This window comes from Methanosarcina sp. UBA289, assembly GCA_002496565.1.
GTDB lineage: Archaea > Halobacteriota > Methanosarcinia > Methanosarcinales > Methanosarcinaceae > Methanosarcina.
This window is the reverse complement of the sequence record DAKJ01000030.1, coordinates 1-14,412: the sequence shown is the minus strand read 5'-3', so window position 1 is coordinate 14,412 and position 14,412 is coordinate 1. Positions and strand designations below refer to the sequence as shown.

14 protein-coding genes and 2 tRNA genes are annotated in these 14,412 nt (G+C 41.8%); 8 read left to right on the top strand and 8 right to left on the bottom strand.

Annotated features, from left to right (window positions below; all coding sequences use genetic code 11):
* Positions 1-65 precede the first annotated feature (65 nt).
* The gene (locus tag BP549_RS15360; protein WP_292382072.1) at positions 66-635 is read right to left on the bottom strand and encodes a GMP synthase subunit A; all 570 of its coding nucleotides are present in this window, start codon (positions 633-635) and stop codon (positions 66-68) included.
* A gap of 412 nt (positions 636-1,047) precedes the next feature.
* On the opposite strand from BP549_RS15360, the gene BP549_RS15355 reads away from it, so the two are divergent.
* The 6 genes from BP549_RS15355 (at position 1,048) to BP549_RS15330 (ending at position 7,909) form a co-directional block, all read left to right on the top strand.
* Positions 1,048-1,845 (top strand): 2-amino-3,7-dideoxy-D-threo-hept-6-ulosonate synthase, encoded by a 798-nt coding sequence (locus BP549_RS15355; RefSeq protein ID WP_292382071.1) that lies wholly within the window; start codon positions 1,048-1,050, stop codon positions 1,843-1,845.
* Between the two features lie 97 nt (positions 1,846-1,942).
* Positions 1,943-3,085, top strand: a complete 1,143-nt coding sequence (locus BP549_RS15350) for a 3-dehydroquinate synthase II (RefSeq protein ID WP_292382070.1) — start codon at positions 1,943-1,945, stop codon at positions 3,083-3,085.
* 99 nt (positions 3,086-3,184) lie between these two features.
* Positions 3,185-3,928 carry a type I 3-dehydroquinate dehydratase gene (gene aroD, locus BP549_RS15345; protein ID WP_292382069.1) on the top strand — a complete coding sequence of 248 codons (744 nt, stop codon included), beginning with the start codon at positions 3,185-3,187 and terminating at the stop codon, positions 3,926-3,928.
* Complete coding sequence (locus BP549_RS15340; protein ID WP_292382067.1) at positions 3,925-4,767, top strand: shikimate dehydrogenase; 843 nt, start codon at positions 3,925-3,927, stop codon at positions 4,765-4,767. The genes aroD and BP549_RS15340 overlap by 4 nt, the downstream gene beginning before the upstream one ends.
* Before the next feature lie 86 nt (positions 4,768-4,853).
* Positions 4,854-6,281, top strand: coding sequence for a prephenate dehydrogenase (locus BP549_RS15335; protein ID WP_394339090.1), 1,428 nt, complete (start codon positions 4,854-4,856; stop codon positions 6,279-6,281).
* 71 nt (positions 6,282-6,352) lie between these two features.
* The gene (locus tag BP549_RS15330; RefSeq protein ID WP_292382064.1) at positions 6,353-7,909 is read left to right on the top strand and encodes a HEAT repeat domain-containing protein; all 1,557 of its coding nucleotides are present in this window, start codon (positions 6,353-6,355) and stop codon (positions 7,907-7,909) included.
* A 144-nt stretch (positions 7,910-8,053) separates the two neighbouring features.
* Here BP549_RS15330 and tpiA read toward each other — a convergent pair whose 3' ends face one another.
* The 7 genes from tpiA to BP549_RS15295 form a co-directional block, all read right to left on the bottom strand.
* Positions 8,054-8,722 carry a triose-phosphate isomerase gene (gene tpiA / locus BP549_RS15325; protein ID WP_292376992.1) on the bottom strand — a complete coding sequence of 223 codons (669 nt, stop codon included), beginning with the start codon at positions 8,720-8,722 and terminating at the stop codon, positions 8,054-8,056.
* Between the two features lie 141 nt (positions 8,723-8,863).
* Positions 8,864-10,042, bottom strand: coding sequence for a bifunctional 5,6,7,8-tetrahydromethanopterin hydro-lyase/3-hexulose-6-phosphate synthase (locus BP549_RS15320; RefSeq protein WP_292382063.1), 1,179 nt, complete (start codon positions 10,040-10,042; stop codon positions 8,864-8,866).
* 276 nt (positions 10,043-10,318) lie between these two features.
* Positions 10,319-10,933 carry an endonuclease III domain-containing protein gene (locus BP549_RS15315; protein WP_292376995.1) on the bottom strand — a complete coding sequence of 205 codons (615 nt, stop codon included), beginning with the start codon at positions 10,931-10,933 and terminating at the stop codon, positions 10,319-10,321.
* Positions 10,934-11,080: 147 nt separating this feature from the next.
* Positions 11,081-11,152 (bottom strand) — tRNA-Cys (locus tag BP549_RS15310).
* Between the two features lie 65 nt (positions 11,153-11,217).
* Positions 11,218-11,289, bottom strand: a tRNA-Cys gene (locus tag BP549_RS15305).
* Positions 11,290-11,437: 148 nt separating this feature from the next.
* Complete coding sequence (locus BP549_RS15300) at positions 11,438-12,043, bottom strand: YIP1 family protein (protein WP_292376997.1); 606 nt, start codon at positions 12,041-12,043, stop codon at positions 11,438-11,440.
* 310 nt (positions 12,044-12,353) lie between these two features.
* Positions 12,354-12,731 carry a hypothetical protein gene (locus BP549_RS15295; RefSeq protein ID WP_292377000.1) on the bottom strand — a complete coding sequence of 126 codons (378 nt, stop codon included), beginning with the start codon at positions 12,729-12,731 and terminating at the stop codon, positions 12,354-12,356.
* Between the two features lie 334 nt (positions 12,732-13,065).
* Between BP549_RS15295 and BP549_RS15290 the strand changes: the two genes are divergently transcribed.
* Positions 13,066-13,197: a hypothetical protein gene (locus tag BP549_RS15290; RefSeq protein ID WP_292377001.1), complete on the top strand. Its 132-nt coding sequence runs from the start codon at positions 13,066-13,068 to the stop codon at positions 13,195-13,197.
* Positions 13,198-13,475: 278 nt separating this feature from the next.
* Complete coding sequence (gene bfr, locus BP549_RS15285; protein WP_292377003.1) at positions 13,476-14,003, top strand: bacterioferritin; 528 nt, start codon at positions 13,476-13,478, stop codon at positions 14,001-14,003.
* The last annotated feature ends 409 nt before the right edge of the window (positions 14,004-14,412 follow it).

Sequence of the window (14,412 nt, the reverse complement as noted above, 5' to 3'; positions counted from 1 at the left end):
TTTCTCTTTTTGTAATCAGTTAAAGATTTAGGAATTTTTAGGCTCTTGAAATATCAATTGCGACCTTAATATTGCTCGCAAACTTCAAGGAAATTTGCAAGTAGTTTTTCTCCTTTCTCGGTATGGGAAACCTCAGGATGCCACTGAACGCCGTAAATTGGTTTTGTAGGATGGCGCATGGCTTCAATTTCGCAGATATCCGAACGGGCAAGCTGGATAAAGCCTTCAGGCAGAATGGCAACCTCGTCCGCGTGTGAAGCCCACACAGTAGTCTTGGGCCCAAGCCCGCGTAGAATATCATCCTCTTCGAGCACTTCTACTTCAACCTCTGCATACCCGCCTTTTTTCCCTGCATGAACGTGACCCCCGTATGCCAGGGCAATTGCCTGATGTCCGAGGCAGATTCCAAGAATAGGGAGATCGATTTCCCTGACGTAATCGAAACATAAGCCTGCCCTATCCATATCTGGCCCTCCGCTAAGAATAAGGCCATCTGGCTCTTCTGCCAGGATATCCTCAATTGGCGTTGTATTGGGAATTATTTTAGTATCCATGTCAAGATCCCGAACAGCCCGGTGAATAAGATGGCAGAATTGTCCGTAGTTATTAACAACAAGAATTTTCAGTTCTTTCATAATTCCTTCAGTTCCTGTTTTAATATGATTGTATTTTCTAATGCTTTGAGTTTACTTTATTAGCCGGACTTATCCTATTTTAATTCTTGTATGTTTCCGAAGTTCATGGCCCATACTTGTTTTCATAAGCAAGAGACTTAGAGCCCGGTATCAGTTCTGTGATTCGGAACATATTTTCAATGGCGCCATTTATTGATAGCAAAAACAGAAGTACGACATAAGACCATTATAGCACATTGTTATACATTAAAGTCCAATAATATTCGTTCAAATCTGGATGTATAACTTATCTAGTAGTTAAATGGAATAGATTTAAATAGATTAAGCGTGACAGTATGTCACACGCTAGCACGGATATCAATAATACCATCCATAAAAATAAGAGAGCATTTTGCACTCGAAGGGGATTATAATGTCAGAAATAGGTAAAAAGATACGGATAGAAAGGCTGATGAACCGGGAAAGCAGAAACATGGTCGTTATTCCCATGGATCATGGGATATCAGACGGGCCTATTAACGGGCTTATCAATATCACCGATACAGTGAACAGAGTTGCCGAAGGAGGAGCAAATGCCGTCCTTATGCAAAAAGGAATGGTAAAATACGGACACCGAGGATACGGCCATGATATAGGTCTTATCGTCCATATTAGTGGTTCTTCTTCCCTGAGCCCAGACCCCAATGCCAAGGTACAGGTCTGTACAGTAGAGGAAGTAATTAAGATGGGAGCAGATGCTGTTTCCATGCATATCAATATAGGTTCTGAGACCGAAGCTGACCAGCTTGAGCAGCTAGGAAAAATTTCCCGAGACTGTACCGAATGGGGTATGCCTCTTCTTACTATGATGTACCCAAGAGGTAAAAAAATCACCAACCCACACGACCCTGTAAATGTAGCCCATGCTGCAAGGATAGGGGCCGAACTCGGGGCTGATGTTGTAAAAACAGTATACACCGGAGACCCTGATAGCTTCAGAGACGTTGTCAGAGGATGCCCTGTGCCTGTAGTTATTGCAGGAGGGCCAAAAACCTCAACGGATCTGGAACTCCTAGAGATGATTGACGGAGCAATGGAAGCCGGAGCCAGAGGTGCTGCAATTGGAAGAAATGTTTTCCAGCATAGAGACTCTGTCAGACTCACCCGGGCCATTTGCGAAATCGTACATCATAGAAGGCCTGTAGAAGAAGCCCTCGAACAGCTAAAATGAGAGCAGGATATTGAAAAGCAAGCCCAGAACCCGAAATAGAAGTTAAAAAAGGGAAAAGGCCTGAGTAAAAACAGAAAATCATACCGGGGTTGAGCCTTTGAAAAAGAAAAGTGTGTGGATAAAAGCCGATGAAGGCGGATGGGAACAACAGAAAGAAAGAATTACGACAGGCCTTGAATCAGGAGCCGACTGCGTACTTGTAAACCCAGTAGATGTCGGAAAAGTCAGGGAACTGGGAAATATTCCAGTAGCAGCCTTTGGCCGTGACAATAAATCTGGGGCCGAGATTATTGTTGTTGGGAAGAGAGGAGAAGGAGATGGTACGAAACCTCTACCCCTTGAGACTCAGGGTTCTCTTGACATAAACGCAGCAACTCTTCTAAGGGATAAAGGAGTGGCTGTGGGCGGATATGTTATAATCAGAGATAAACGCTACGAGCATTTTGCAGCCGAGCTGGGAAAGGTCTGCGACTTCCTGATTGTGACAGGTACGGACTGGAAGGTTATTCCTCTGGAAAACCTGATAGCTGAGCTTCAGCGTTATGACGTGAAAATTATCTTCGGGGTAAAAAGTGCCGAAGAAGCAAGACTGGCCTTTCAGACTCTTGAAACCGGAGCAGATGGCGTCCTTCTTGACAGCGGAAACATCCAGGAAATAAAAGATACCATCAAGGCTGCAAGGGAATTGGAAAACGAAAGCACTGAACTTGCGTCAGCAGTTGTAACCCGAGTCGAACCTCTTGGAATGGGAGATCGAGTCTGTGTGGACACATGCAATCTTATGCAAAAGGGAGAAGGCATGCTCATAGGTTCTCAGGCAAGCGGGATGTTCCTTGTAAATTCTGAATCCGATGACAGCCCATATGTGGCAGCCCGCCCGTTCAGGGTAAATGCGGGTGCAGTTCACTCTTATATAAAAATAGGAGATAAAACCCGCTATCTCTCGGAACTTCGAACCGGAGATACGGTAACCATAGTAGACTCAAAAGGCAGACAGAGAGAAGGTTTTGTGGGCAGAGTCAAGATCGAAAGCCGTCCCCTTATGCTTATTGAAGCAAAAGCAGGCGATCGTACTCTGAGCGCAATCCTGCAAAATGCCGAAACTATCAAGCTGGTTGGAAAAGATGGAAATCCGATCTCAGTCGCCAAACTCAAGAAAGGCGATGAGGTTCTGGTTCGCCTGGAAGAGGGAGCCAGGCATTTTGGGAAAAAGATTGAAGAGACGATTATAGAGAAATAACTGTCAAAAAGAAAGACTTCCCAAAAAGAAACGATTGCCAGCAGAAAAGGAAAACCGGAGAAAACGGTTGTAAGCGGAAGAAGAAAACCGGAGCAAGCAATGATTCATATTGGCCCGCTTGACCTTGAGAAAAAAGCTGCCGTTGTCGCAGTAATTCTTGAAAAGCCCCTTGAAACTTCAAGAAAGGCCGCCGAAATGGGAGCCGACCTACTCGAAATCCGGCTGGATTTGCTTGGAATCAGGGACCTGGAAACAGCTGCAGAAACAATCAGAGAGATTAAATCCGAGACCGGGCTTCCAGTAATTCTCACAAACCGCTCCAGTACGGAAGGAGGGAAATGGGAAGGAAAAGAGGCCGAGAGAATCGGGCTTCTTACAGAACTCCTTTCTACAAATCTCCTTTCCTTGAAAAACGGGCCAGATGCAGTAGACATCGAGCTCTCTGCCGGAAGAGAAGCAAGAGACCAGGTAATAAAAGCGGCAAAAACATGTGGGAAAACCGTAATCGTTTCTTCTCATGACTTTTCGAAAACTCCGGCTTTTCATGAAATGAAAATTATTGTGGGAGAGGCTTTTCTGGCAGGGGCGGATATTGCGAAACTTGCTGTTATGCCGCAATCGAGAAAAGACGTACTTGACCTGTTAAGAATTGCACTGGAAACAAGGGAGGCAGGAAACGCTATATGCACGATCGCTATGGGCAAGCTCGGAAAACATACAAGGGTAATTGCTCCTTTTTATGGTTCGGTCCTTACATATGCGGCTGTTGATAGTGAAATTTCTGCCGCTCCCGGGCAATATCAGGTAGATGAAATAAAGAAGATAATGGAGCTGCTTGAATGAAGCGAGTTTTTGGCGTATTTGGAGATCCTATAGCCCATTCCCTTTCTCCTGCAATGCATAACGCAGCTTTTTCGGCCCTTGGGATGGACTGTGTATATCATGCTTTCAGAGTCAAACCCGAAAAACTGGAAAAGGCAATTCTTGGAGCTGAAGCTATGGGCTTTGGAGGGCTCAATCTGACAGTGCCTTTAAAAGAGGCAGCCTTGAAACTTGAGTGCATAAAACCTGACCGCCTGGCTGAAAAGATAGGAGCTGTAAACACTATCGTTTTCAAGGAAAACGGAAAAATAAAGGGATATAATACGGACGGATCAGGAGCAAAAAAGGCGCTTCAGGAGTCTGCAGTGGAAATGAGGGGGTCTAAAGTCGTGCTTGCAGGGGCAGGAGGAGCAGCAAGAGCCATTGCTTTTCAGCTTGCGGCTGACGGCGCCGAAATCACAATAATAAATCGGACCGAAGCAAGGGCTATTGAGCTTGCAAAAGAGATATCAGCCGCAGCCTTTCCCGGAAAAGCTGAAGGAAGAGGACTCTCCGGATTAAAAGCCATGCTGCAGGATGCCGATGTCCTTATCAACACCACAACTCTTGGAATGCACCCAAATACAGAGACTACTATCGCCACAGCCGAAGAGCTTCACTCTGACCTTACTGTTTTTGATATTGTATATAACCCGCTGGAAACCAGACTCTTAAAAGAAGCAAAAGCCTCGGGCGCAAAGACCGTGAGTGGAGTTTCAATGCTTGTATATCAGGGAGCTGAAGCTTTCAGACTCTGGACCGGAATTGAACCTCCAGTCGAACTTATGAAAAAAACCGTTCTGGAGGCTTTTAAGGCTTGAGTGTGAACCTGGAACCCAGAAACCAGACCAGTACGGATCAAAGTTCTGAAAAAACGAAGGTGCTGATCCTTGGCGGAACCGGGGAAATGGGACAATGGTTTACCCGTTTTTTCAAAGAAAGAGATTACGAGGTTACGGTCTGGGGAAAAAGTGGAAAAACGGAGATTGCAAGGAAACTGGAAGTTCCTTTTGCCTCAGATCTTGAGGAAGCTGTTCCGATAAGCGACATAGTAATAGTCTCTGTGCCCATCAATGTAACTGAAGAGACTATTGCAGAAATTGCCCCGAGAATGAAAGCCGGAAGCTTACTTATGGACTTTACTTCCATTAAAGTAAAGCCTGTAGAAGCCATGAGAAAATTCGCTCCTTCCGAAGTGGAAATTCTCGGTACACATCCAATGTTCGGCCCGACGATTCCCACAATAAGAGGGCAAACTGTTATTCTTGTTCCTGTAAAAGGGCGCTCGGAGAAATGGTTCCCAAGAATAAGAGAGCTTTTTGAGGAAGGAGGAGCGAATGTCGAAATTACTACTGCAGCCGAACACGACAGGCTTGTTTCGGTTGTGCAAGGGCTTACTCATTTTACCTACATTACCATAGGAACAACCATTGACAGATTAAATTTCGACGTAAAAAGATCCCGAAAATTCGTAAGCCCGGTCTATGACATAATGCTTGACTTCGTAGGCAGAATTCTTGGCCAGAACCCTTATCTGTATGCCCTTATTCAAATGGAAAATCCCGGAGTTCTGGAAGTGCATGACGCATTTATTACGGAATGTGAAGAGCTTTCAAAGCTTGTGCGAGCCCATGACGAGGAAGGCTTTGTGAAAAAAATGAAAGCTGCTGCTAAACAATACGGAGATACTGCTCATGCCCTGCGTAAATCCGACAAATTGATTAATTCCCGGATAGCCGAATACGAGACCATTCTGAACTCCGTTGGAAAGGTTTGCGGGTTTTCCCATTTTTATTCCGGAAAAATCCATGTAGGCACTCTGGAAAAGGTAGGCTCTGATGAGATAACTCTTACAAAGCTGGTCTCAAAAGGTACTTCTCCTCACATAAAAAATAAATTGGTGAAGCTCAAGCTTGAAAATCTTCGCCTACTTTCGGAATCCGAATTATGGGAATGGAGAAAAGAAAACCTTGAACATTCTACCAGGGATATTTCAGTCCTTATTCCTGAAGGAGCTGACCCTATAGTTATCCTTAAAGCTATAAATACTAACAAACAGCTTGCAGCCTGCGAAATAAGTGATATCTATAAAAGGATTAATCAGGAAGATCATAAAGGGATTAATCAGGAAGAGTATAAAGAATTCAACCGGATAGAAACCAAACCAGAGAGAAAAGAGGATAAAAGACTAGGAGTTACTTACAGGATCACGGTTTTTGGGGACTGTGATGCTAATTCTGTCGAAGCCGACATTACATCTCTCCTTTGTGGTCTTGGGTGTAAAATAAGAGAGAAAAACTTAAGGCAGAAAGAAAAACTTAGGCTAAAAAGATAAAAGGGACTTTTCCTTAAAAATCTGTGTTAATAAAGACAGAAAGTGATATAAACAATTAAAAAAAAGAATATATGATGTCCAGAGTTAGATGGAGAGTCTCTCTTTTATTTGTGCTTATCACTCTTTCCATATTTTTTTCACTTGTTGCAAATAGTGATAGGTTTGTGGAAGTCAGGGGAAATGAAACATATAACCAAACAGGAGATGGGGGTTCAAGTGAAAATCGTATCATAAGTCTCATAAATAGGCTGGAAACCGGCAACCAGGAAGCGAAATTGAACGCTGCAGCTGAACTTGGGAAGCTTGGTGGGCCTGCGGCAAATAATCTTGTTGATAAAATCGAGTCAAATAATTCGAGTTCGGAAAAAATGAACAGCTATATGCTTCTTGCGCTTCTTGAAACCGGAGATGACAGAGCAGAAAATATCCTTTCCGAAAACTTTGAGAGAATTGAGGCTTCGAATAGGGCTGCAAACGAGAGTGCAGCCGAAGAGTGGAAACAAGGGATCTCAGAAGATACCCTGCAGGCCATAGAAGCAAAAGATACAGCCATAAGGAAATACATTGCAAATTCCATCGCTATGGACTCCGCAAGGGCGGAAAACAGGGGAGAAGCAGGCGCTTTTGAGAAAGTTCTTAACTCAGAAACACAGAATTCAAGTACTTATGTTCCTCTTGCAATTTCAGACTTTGGACCTGAAGAACCAGGAAGCGAAACCGAAAAACTCCTTAAAGCTCTTAAAAGCAATAAAGGGAGTACAAGAGTTGCAGCTGTGATGGCTCTTGGAGAAATGAGAGAAGAAGCTGCAGTAGATCCCATAATTGGAATTCTGACGAGAGATTATCCGCCAGCGCAAGCCAGTGCAGCAATTGCACTTGGAAAGATTGGGGACGAAAGGGCAGTAGAAGTTCTAAGAAAAGAAATGAAAGATAATGATAACGAATATGTTAAAAGCGGCTCTGCAATTGCTCTTGCGAGAATAGGAGACGAAGATTCAGTACCCCATCTTATAAATAGATTGAGAGACCCGAGAATCAAAGTAAGAAGTAGTGCGGCTCTTGCGCTCGGAAAGATAGGAAATGAGACCGCAGTAAAACCCCTAATAGAAATCCTGGAAACCGGAAAGAGTTCAGAAGGGAAAAAAAATAGCTCTATGAACGCAAACGCCGATGTCCGAAAAAGTGCTGTCCTCGCTCTTGGAGAAATAGGAAGCACTGATGCCACTGAGAGTTTAATCGGCATATTGACCGATAAAGAAGAGGAGCTTGAAGTCAGGACAGCGGCAGCTTCAGCTTTGGGGAACATAGAAGATCCCAGAGCAGTAGAAGCGCTCAAGAAAGTGTTTGATGATAACAATATGGATACTCACATTAGAAATACGGCTTTTCTCGCTCTTAGCAAAACCGGAGACCAAGAAACTGCAAGAACGCTTGTAGGAAAACTGGGAGATCAGGAGTTTGGGGATGTCGCCAGAGAAGCCCTCATAGATATGGGAGAAATGGCTGTTGATCCACTTATAGAGAATTTGAAAACAGAGGACCATAAACTCAAAGCTGAAACAGCCTTAATTCTTATTGAAATTGGAGATAAAAGAGCTATTCAGCCTCTGATTCTGGCTTATCAGTAATTAAAGATCAGACAGAGGATAGAAAGATGAATATAGAAAAGAAAAAAGCGGCTGAAAAAAACCGCATTCTTTTTTATCAAGATTTACCCAATATTCCTATACAATCTCTCTCCAGATCTGGAAAAGAAGTTTCCTTCTAAAACATTAAACCAGACGGATAAGGTCTTCCAGTGCGGCTTTTGGGTCTTTGGCTTTTACAATTCCAGACGCAAGAAGCACACCTTGAGAGCCAAGGTCAAGGGCTGCCCTGAGATCTTCACCTTTAGAAATTCCAGCTCCGCAAAGTACCTTTACTCCGGGATTAATTTTCGTAACCGCCTCAACCGACCCGCTAACAACTTCAGGATTAGCTTTTGAGACAGGGATTCCACTTCCTATAAGTTCAGGGGGCTCGATTGCAACATAATCCGGGCCAAGAGCTGCGGCTGCTGCAGTTGTCGGGACATTATTAGTGCAGATGACTGACCTGAGCCCGAATTCCTTTGCAGCCTTCAGAGACGCCTCGATTTCTGCAAGGGTCAGGCGCCTTTCAGAGTGGTTGATCAGAGTCCCTACAGCACCTGCCTCTTTTATGGATTTTCCAAAAACGTGGCCCGTAAAACTTCCTGCTCCTACCCCATCTAAATGCTGGGAAAAGACTGGAAGCTCAACTTCCGAAGCTACCCTGTAAATATCCGGAAGCTGCGGAGCTACTGCTATCTCGATACCTGACTCTTCGGATACGGCTTTGCAGGCCTTTGCAATTTCCACTGCTCCCTGGCCCGTGCCCTGCAAATAAGTCTTATAGTTCAACAAAATGAATGGTAAACCCAAAAAAATCCCCTCTTGAAAAGTAAAAAGAAATAGAAAGCGCGGATTTCAACGCTTTCTATGATATTTTTGCCGAAAGCACTGTATGATTTTATCCTTTAGCAGTACTTTTCCGGCAGCTTTTGAGGAAATTCTTAAACCTGCTCAGAAGTCAGTCATGATTCTGAACTGGTCAATTTCCGGTTTGTTAAGGCTGTTGATAAACTGCTCGGCAACATCCCTGACATCTTTTGCATTGGTAATCGCGCGGCCTACTACAAGAATGTCAGCACCCTGACCGAGAGCCACAGGCACCTTGTCAAGACGGACTCCACCTGCAACAGCGACCAGAGTTTTTGGAGCAATTTTCTTGATCTCGGCGATATTGCCCCAGGCATGTTCTGTGCCCTCAATGTCGATTCCCCGGTGGAGTTCAATGACATCTGGCATGACCTTAAGCTGTTTTAAGACAGAAATCGGATCTTGCTGGTTGAGAGTGTCCATTACCGCATAGATACCTGTCTTATGGGCTTCCTCGATGAGCTTGTCAATGGTATTGATCGGGGCAAGAGCAGAGACCACAATAGCGTCTCCTGCAGCATCAGCAACCATTCTTGCTTCAAGGTTTCCGGTGTCCAGAGTTTTCAGGTCAGCTACTATGAAGGCATCAGGCCTTACCTCTCTGATCTTCGAAATGACATCCATACCATAACGTTTGATAAGGGGCGTGCCTGCTTCGATAATAACGTGATCGCTCTTAGGAATCTGGGATATGGCAGACTGCACAAACTGGATGTCAGGATTGTCAAAAGCAACCTGCAGGTAAGGTGGGTCCCAGAGCCTTGTGACCTTGAATCCCATGATAGCATGAGTGGATTTGTTACTCTCCTCAAGAACTGTGTTAATGTCCGGAAAGCCTTCAAGAGCGCGTTTGATTGCGAGTTTTGTGGCTCCGTAATTGTACCTGTAAATCTTATTGTAATCCTGGGCATCAGGATGAATAAAGACACTGGCTACAATAACGAGCTCTTCAGCCTGGTCCTTTGAGATTACGCCTTCTTCAACTGAGTCTGCTACTGCCTTTGCAACGGCTGACTGGGCAGGCCCGAAAATTCTTGATGCCTGATCCATATTTTTGACTGTAACCTTCGGGATAATAAGGGTTGAAGGTTTTGGCGGTAAGTTGGGCCTGATAACGGATAGGAGCGGAGTGTGGCCGGCTGAAAGCTGGGTCAGACCATTTGCAAAAGCCTGCCCAACAGGTCCTCCTTTGTCTCCTATCATCAAATCAACATGGGCAAGTTCTGCGCCTTGCCCCATTAATGCTTCTCCTATTTGAAACATATTTGACCTCGTAAATTTGATAAATGTTAGATCCGAAATTAGTAAACATGTAGATAATCGATAAGCATATCAATGGCTTCATAATTAAAATTAATTCACCATCAAATCGAGGATAGAGATAACCCTTTTGCCTGCTAAATGCCAGCCTTATATAAATAATCTCGTATCGTCCCTGAGGTTTTTTCCACAACCTTGATAGAGTAACAGAACTCGATTTTGGAATTTGATTTTGAGATTTCAGAGACTACAGGAAACTCCCTAATAGGAAACTTCCTATTAATGGATAATTTTGGGGCACATATCATCAAGAGTGCATATTTTACATCTTGGAGAAATCGGCCGGCAGATGTTTTGCCCTAATTTTACAAGCAGGAGATTTATATGTCTCCAATATTTCTGTGGAAAGATCTTTTTTAACTCCATTTCAGTTTCCTCAGGGGCTTTTGTCTCTACCAGACCGAGCCTGTTAGAAATTCTGTGAACGTGAGTATCCACTGCAAGGGCATCTTTAAGGAAAGCATGGGCAAGCACGCAGTTAGCAGTCTTTCTCCCAACTCCAGGCAGCTCTAGAAGAGCTTCCATATCATCAGGAACCCTACCATTATATTTCTCCAGAAGGATCCTGGAAATTTCCTTTATTCTTCCTGCTTTAACTCTGTAAAAACCCACATCTTTTATAAGAGCTTCAATCTCGCTGATATCAGCTATCACCATTTCTTCGGGCGTCGAAAATCTTTTAAACAGCTTTTTTGCTGCAGGATAGGTCACATCATCCCGGGTTCTGTGGGACATCACAGTGGAGATTAACACAAAAAAGGGATCTGCAAAGCCATCAGGAGAATCTTCAGGGTAAAGTTCAAAAAGCCTCTGCATGAGTTTATCGATGTCCATGTCCAAAAATCAGTCTTTTCTAATATAAAATTAAGGTTTGAATTTGAACTGGATCAAAGTATCTTAAATTACACATAAGGATAATCAGGAAATTAAGAATTCTGGAAAAAAGGTCGTTCTGAAAAAGGATATCAATTTTTAAGAAGAAGCCAAGATCCGGATTCGAACCGGAATGGAATCGCTCTGCAGGCGATTGCGTAGCCGCTCCGCCATCTTGGCACTTTACAGATTTGTGTGATATATTTTATAAAACAACTTTAGAACTATAGATTATTTAAAGAAGAAGCCAAGATCCGGATTCGAACCGGAATGGAATCGCTCTGCAGGCGATTGCGTAGCCGCTCCGCCATCTTGGCATTCTTGATCACGTATTACTCGTGTAGGTTCAATTAAAGTAATTTCTAATATATAAATATTTAGTTTGAAGTAATTAAGTTTTTAAATTTTTTAACAGATACGAGACTCAAAAATAAAAGGAGGTTTTCCTATAAAAGGATAACCCTATTAGAAAAAAGCCCGAAGAGGAAGTAATCCTGAGGAAGCAAATAGCCATGCCATAACTATGGCCATCAGCAAGATTACAATTAAAGTTGGTAGGATTATAGCTATTACGGATCTTGTCATACTTACATCATGTACATACATGCCGCCCACAATATAGAGATATATCCCGTAAATTCCGGCGATCCAGCCGATAATAGGAATCCAGGAAAGTACCAGCACAGCAGTTGCATAAGAAATAAATCTTACAGTACCTTCGTAAGTTCCCGCTCCTCCAAGTATTTTATAAATAATGTAAAGTATTGCAGCTTCTATAAAGAGAGAGATAATTCCTGCAATAGGTGTGATGATCACAGTCATAAGTATTGCGAAAAAACCAAGTCCTCTCATACCGCCATACATACCATTATACATTCCACCATACATGCTGCCGTCCATATACATTCCATGGCCAAAAAGAACGGTAAAAAGTGCGGCTAAAAGTGCATATACGATGAAACTTATGGCTGCGAAGGTGAGTGGATCAGCGTATCCTCCGGTCTTAGGCATTTCTCTGTAGAAGTCAGACGGTGTTTGCATAACTTCTTTCCAGGTTTCGACGTAACCCATAAATAACCCCCAAATATTTAAACGCTTTATTTTTATTTAAATAAATTTATTAAAAAAATGAAATCCTGTTTTCAGGAATAAACAGAATAATTCAGAACTACTGTCATGGCAATTTAATTATTGATTATTGTCCTTTGGCAGCTCCCCATCGACACATAAGAATTTACAGACTTTAGGCTATCAATAGCTAAATTCATTACAAGCCCGCGAACTGCAGAAACACACAATAGATAAAATTTACCGAACACGGACTTCAGTAAACCAATATAAGTATGAAATCTCAAGAAAGTCAGAAAGCAGACAGGAGAAATCACACGCTAGAAAAATCATCAGCCTTTTCACACTGTGGATTGGTTATTGCTTCTTCACACTGGCACATACTTAGTGCTTGAAATATACCCTCACCTGCATTTATTCCTTTTAAAGCACATTTCTCCATTAATCGGAAGTAAAGGTCTTCGTTTTCGCTTTTAATAAATTCACACATTTCAGAAACAATCTCTTGTGTTACAAATTCTTCCTTTCGATTTACCCAATTATTAATTGATTTCATCAATTGCTGACGTGTAGATTTATCATCTCGGTTCTGATCTATTACAGTCGTGAAGACACATTCATCTCTGCTCAGAAGCCATTTACCAAGTCTATACCTAAACCTACTCTCATTATTTTGATTTTCATCAGTCATACAATATCCCCACAATAATTAAAGACTTCATCATATTTAACAATTTTAAGCGATTTTGATGATATTAATAAATTTTTAAAATTTAACTTGATACTGCTGGTAGTTAGGAGCCATCCCTCAAAAACATAGAATTTCTTAAAAATTCTAAAAATTATCTAAAATAAAACCTCAGGTGCTCTACAACCAGATGTACACAAATTACCATATACGGAAGCCCTGAAAACAGTGAATAATTAACTTAATTAAATTAATAATGTAGTTTACTTTGATCATTTGTATCTTTTTCCGAAACCTAGTCGCGTACAGAAAATCGAAATGTATAGAAAGCTAAAAAATGGGAGAAGAGAAACTTAAAAAAGATATTATAAACTCGAGAGGTATAGTCAACTTTAAATCTGTTTTAATTTCAGGAATAATTTTATATTATAATTTAGAATTTTCCTCTCTCAAGGAAATTGAAGCTTAAACTTCTACTGGGCGTTTTGTAGATCAAGAATTCCTATTTTATTAACATGTCGCCTATTTAGATTCAGTTTGTTTATATAACATGTGTCCCATAATATTCTGGGGAGACAGGGTCTAAGACCTCATTCAATAACGTTGCTTGTCCAATCAAAAAATTGTAAATTTTTAACTTTGTCAACAAAAATATTGTTAACATCAGAGCTTACCTAAGCTGTGAGAAAAAGAAGGGAAAAATCTTACTGCTAATATTTTCAAGAGCCAACTGAATATAAAAACATATTGAAAAGTTTAAGTATAAATGGAAAAATTGTAATTTTTTTTGAAGGGGGTATATGTTTGAAAGGAGATCAGAAATTAATCGATTGCCTAAACGCCCGTTTAGCAGATGAACTGGCCGCTATCAACCAATACTTTGTCCATGCTGAGATGTGCGAAAACTGGAACTATGATAGGCTGGGCGAGGTAATCGAGAAGCGAGCCATTACCGAGATGAAACACGCAGAAAAGCTGATCGAACGCATCCTCTTCCTTGAAGGGAAGCCAATAGTCAGTAACCTGAGTGAAATTCGCATCGGCGATCAAGTACCAAAAATGCATGATCACGATCACTGGGCTGAGGAAGGGGCTATTCTGGGGTACAATAAAGGTATCCAGCTTGCAATGGAATTGGGAGACAACGACACAAAAGTGCTTCTCGAGTCGCTCCTAAAGGAAGAAATAGAGCATATCGACTGGATTGAGGCCCAACTTGATCAGATCAACCATATAGGTGTTCAAAATTATTTGGCCCAGCAGATCTACGAATAAGAGCGATGCTACTGCATCTACCCTTTAAAATATGAATAAGGCCATCATGAGAAAGCCCTGATTAAGATCAGAAAATTTTCAACGTTTCAGATATTGCTCAAGGTTAACTTGTACAATGAGAAAGCTTAAAAATATTTATAGATTTAATTAAGCATTTCCAAAAATCTGTATCTAAAATCTCCTTTTATTTCATTTAAATATATTTCTCAAAACAATTGGAAATCGTCAGATGTAAATTGACTTAACAGACGAGAACAAAAATGGGCAAGGAATGAGCAGATTGTAAGCTGAATATACAAAAGCAGTAAAAATTACTTAAAAAATATGCAATAATCAAAAAATGCTTCAAAAACAGATATTATAAAACAGAGATTATAATAGATTTAAAGTATTATAAGGTGAGTATGGC

Bases quoted from the DNA above. Each gene is read 5' to 3' on its own strand.
- BP549_RS15320 (WP_292382063.1), bottom strand. From the start codon at position 10,042: ATGTTTCAAATAGGAGAAGCATTAATGGGGCAAGGCGCAGAACTTGCC.
- BP549_RS15330 (WP_292382064.1), top strand. From the start codon at position 6,353: ATGATGTCCAGAGTTAGATGGAGAGTCTCTCTTTTATTTGTGCTTATC.
- BP549_RS15360 (WP_292382072.1), bottom strand. From the start codon at position 635: ATGAAAGAACTGAAAATTCTTGTTGTTAATAACTACGGACAATTCTGC.
- BP549_RS15315 (WP_292376995.1), bottom strand. From the start codon at position 10,933: ATGGACATCGATAAACTCATGCAGAGGCTTTTTGAACTTTACCCTGAA.
- BP549_RS15335 (WP_394339090.1), top strand. From the start codon at position 4,854: ATGGGACAATGGTTTACCCGTTTTTTCAAAGAAAGAGATTACGAGGTT.
- BP549_RS15300 (WP_292376997.1), bottom strand. From the start codon at position 12,043: ATGGGTTACGTCGAAACCTGGAAAGAAGTTATGCAAACACCGTCTGAC.
- BP549_RS15340 (WP_292382067.1), top strand. From the start codon at position 3,925: ATGAAGCGAGTTTTTGGCGTATTTGGAGATCCTATAGCCCATTCCCTT.
- BP549_RS15295 (WP_292377000.1), bottom strand. From the start codon at position 12,731: ATGACTGATGAAAATCAAAATAATGAGAGTAGGTTTAGGTATAGACTT.
- BP549_RS15290 (WP_292377001.1), top strand. From the start codon at position 13,066: ATGGGAGAAGAGAAACTTAAAAAAGATATTATAAACTCGAGAGGTATA.
- BP549_RS15355 (WP_292382071.1), top strand. From the start codon at position 1,048: ATGTCAGAAATAGGTAAAAAGATACGGATAGAAAGGCTGATGAACCGG.
- aroD (WP_292382069.1), top strand. From the start codon at position 3,185: ATGATTCATATTGGCCCGCTTGACCTTGAGAAAAAAGCTGCCGTTGTC.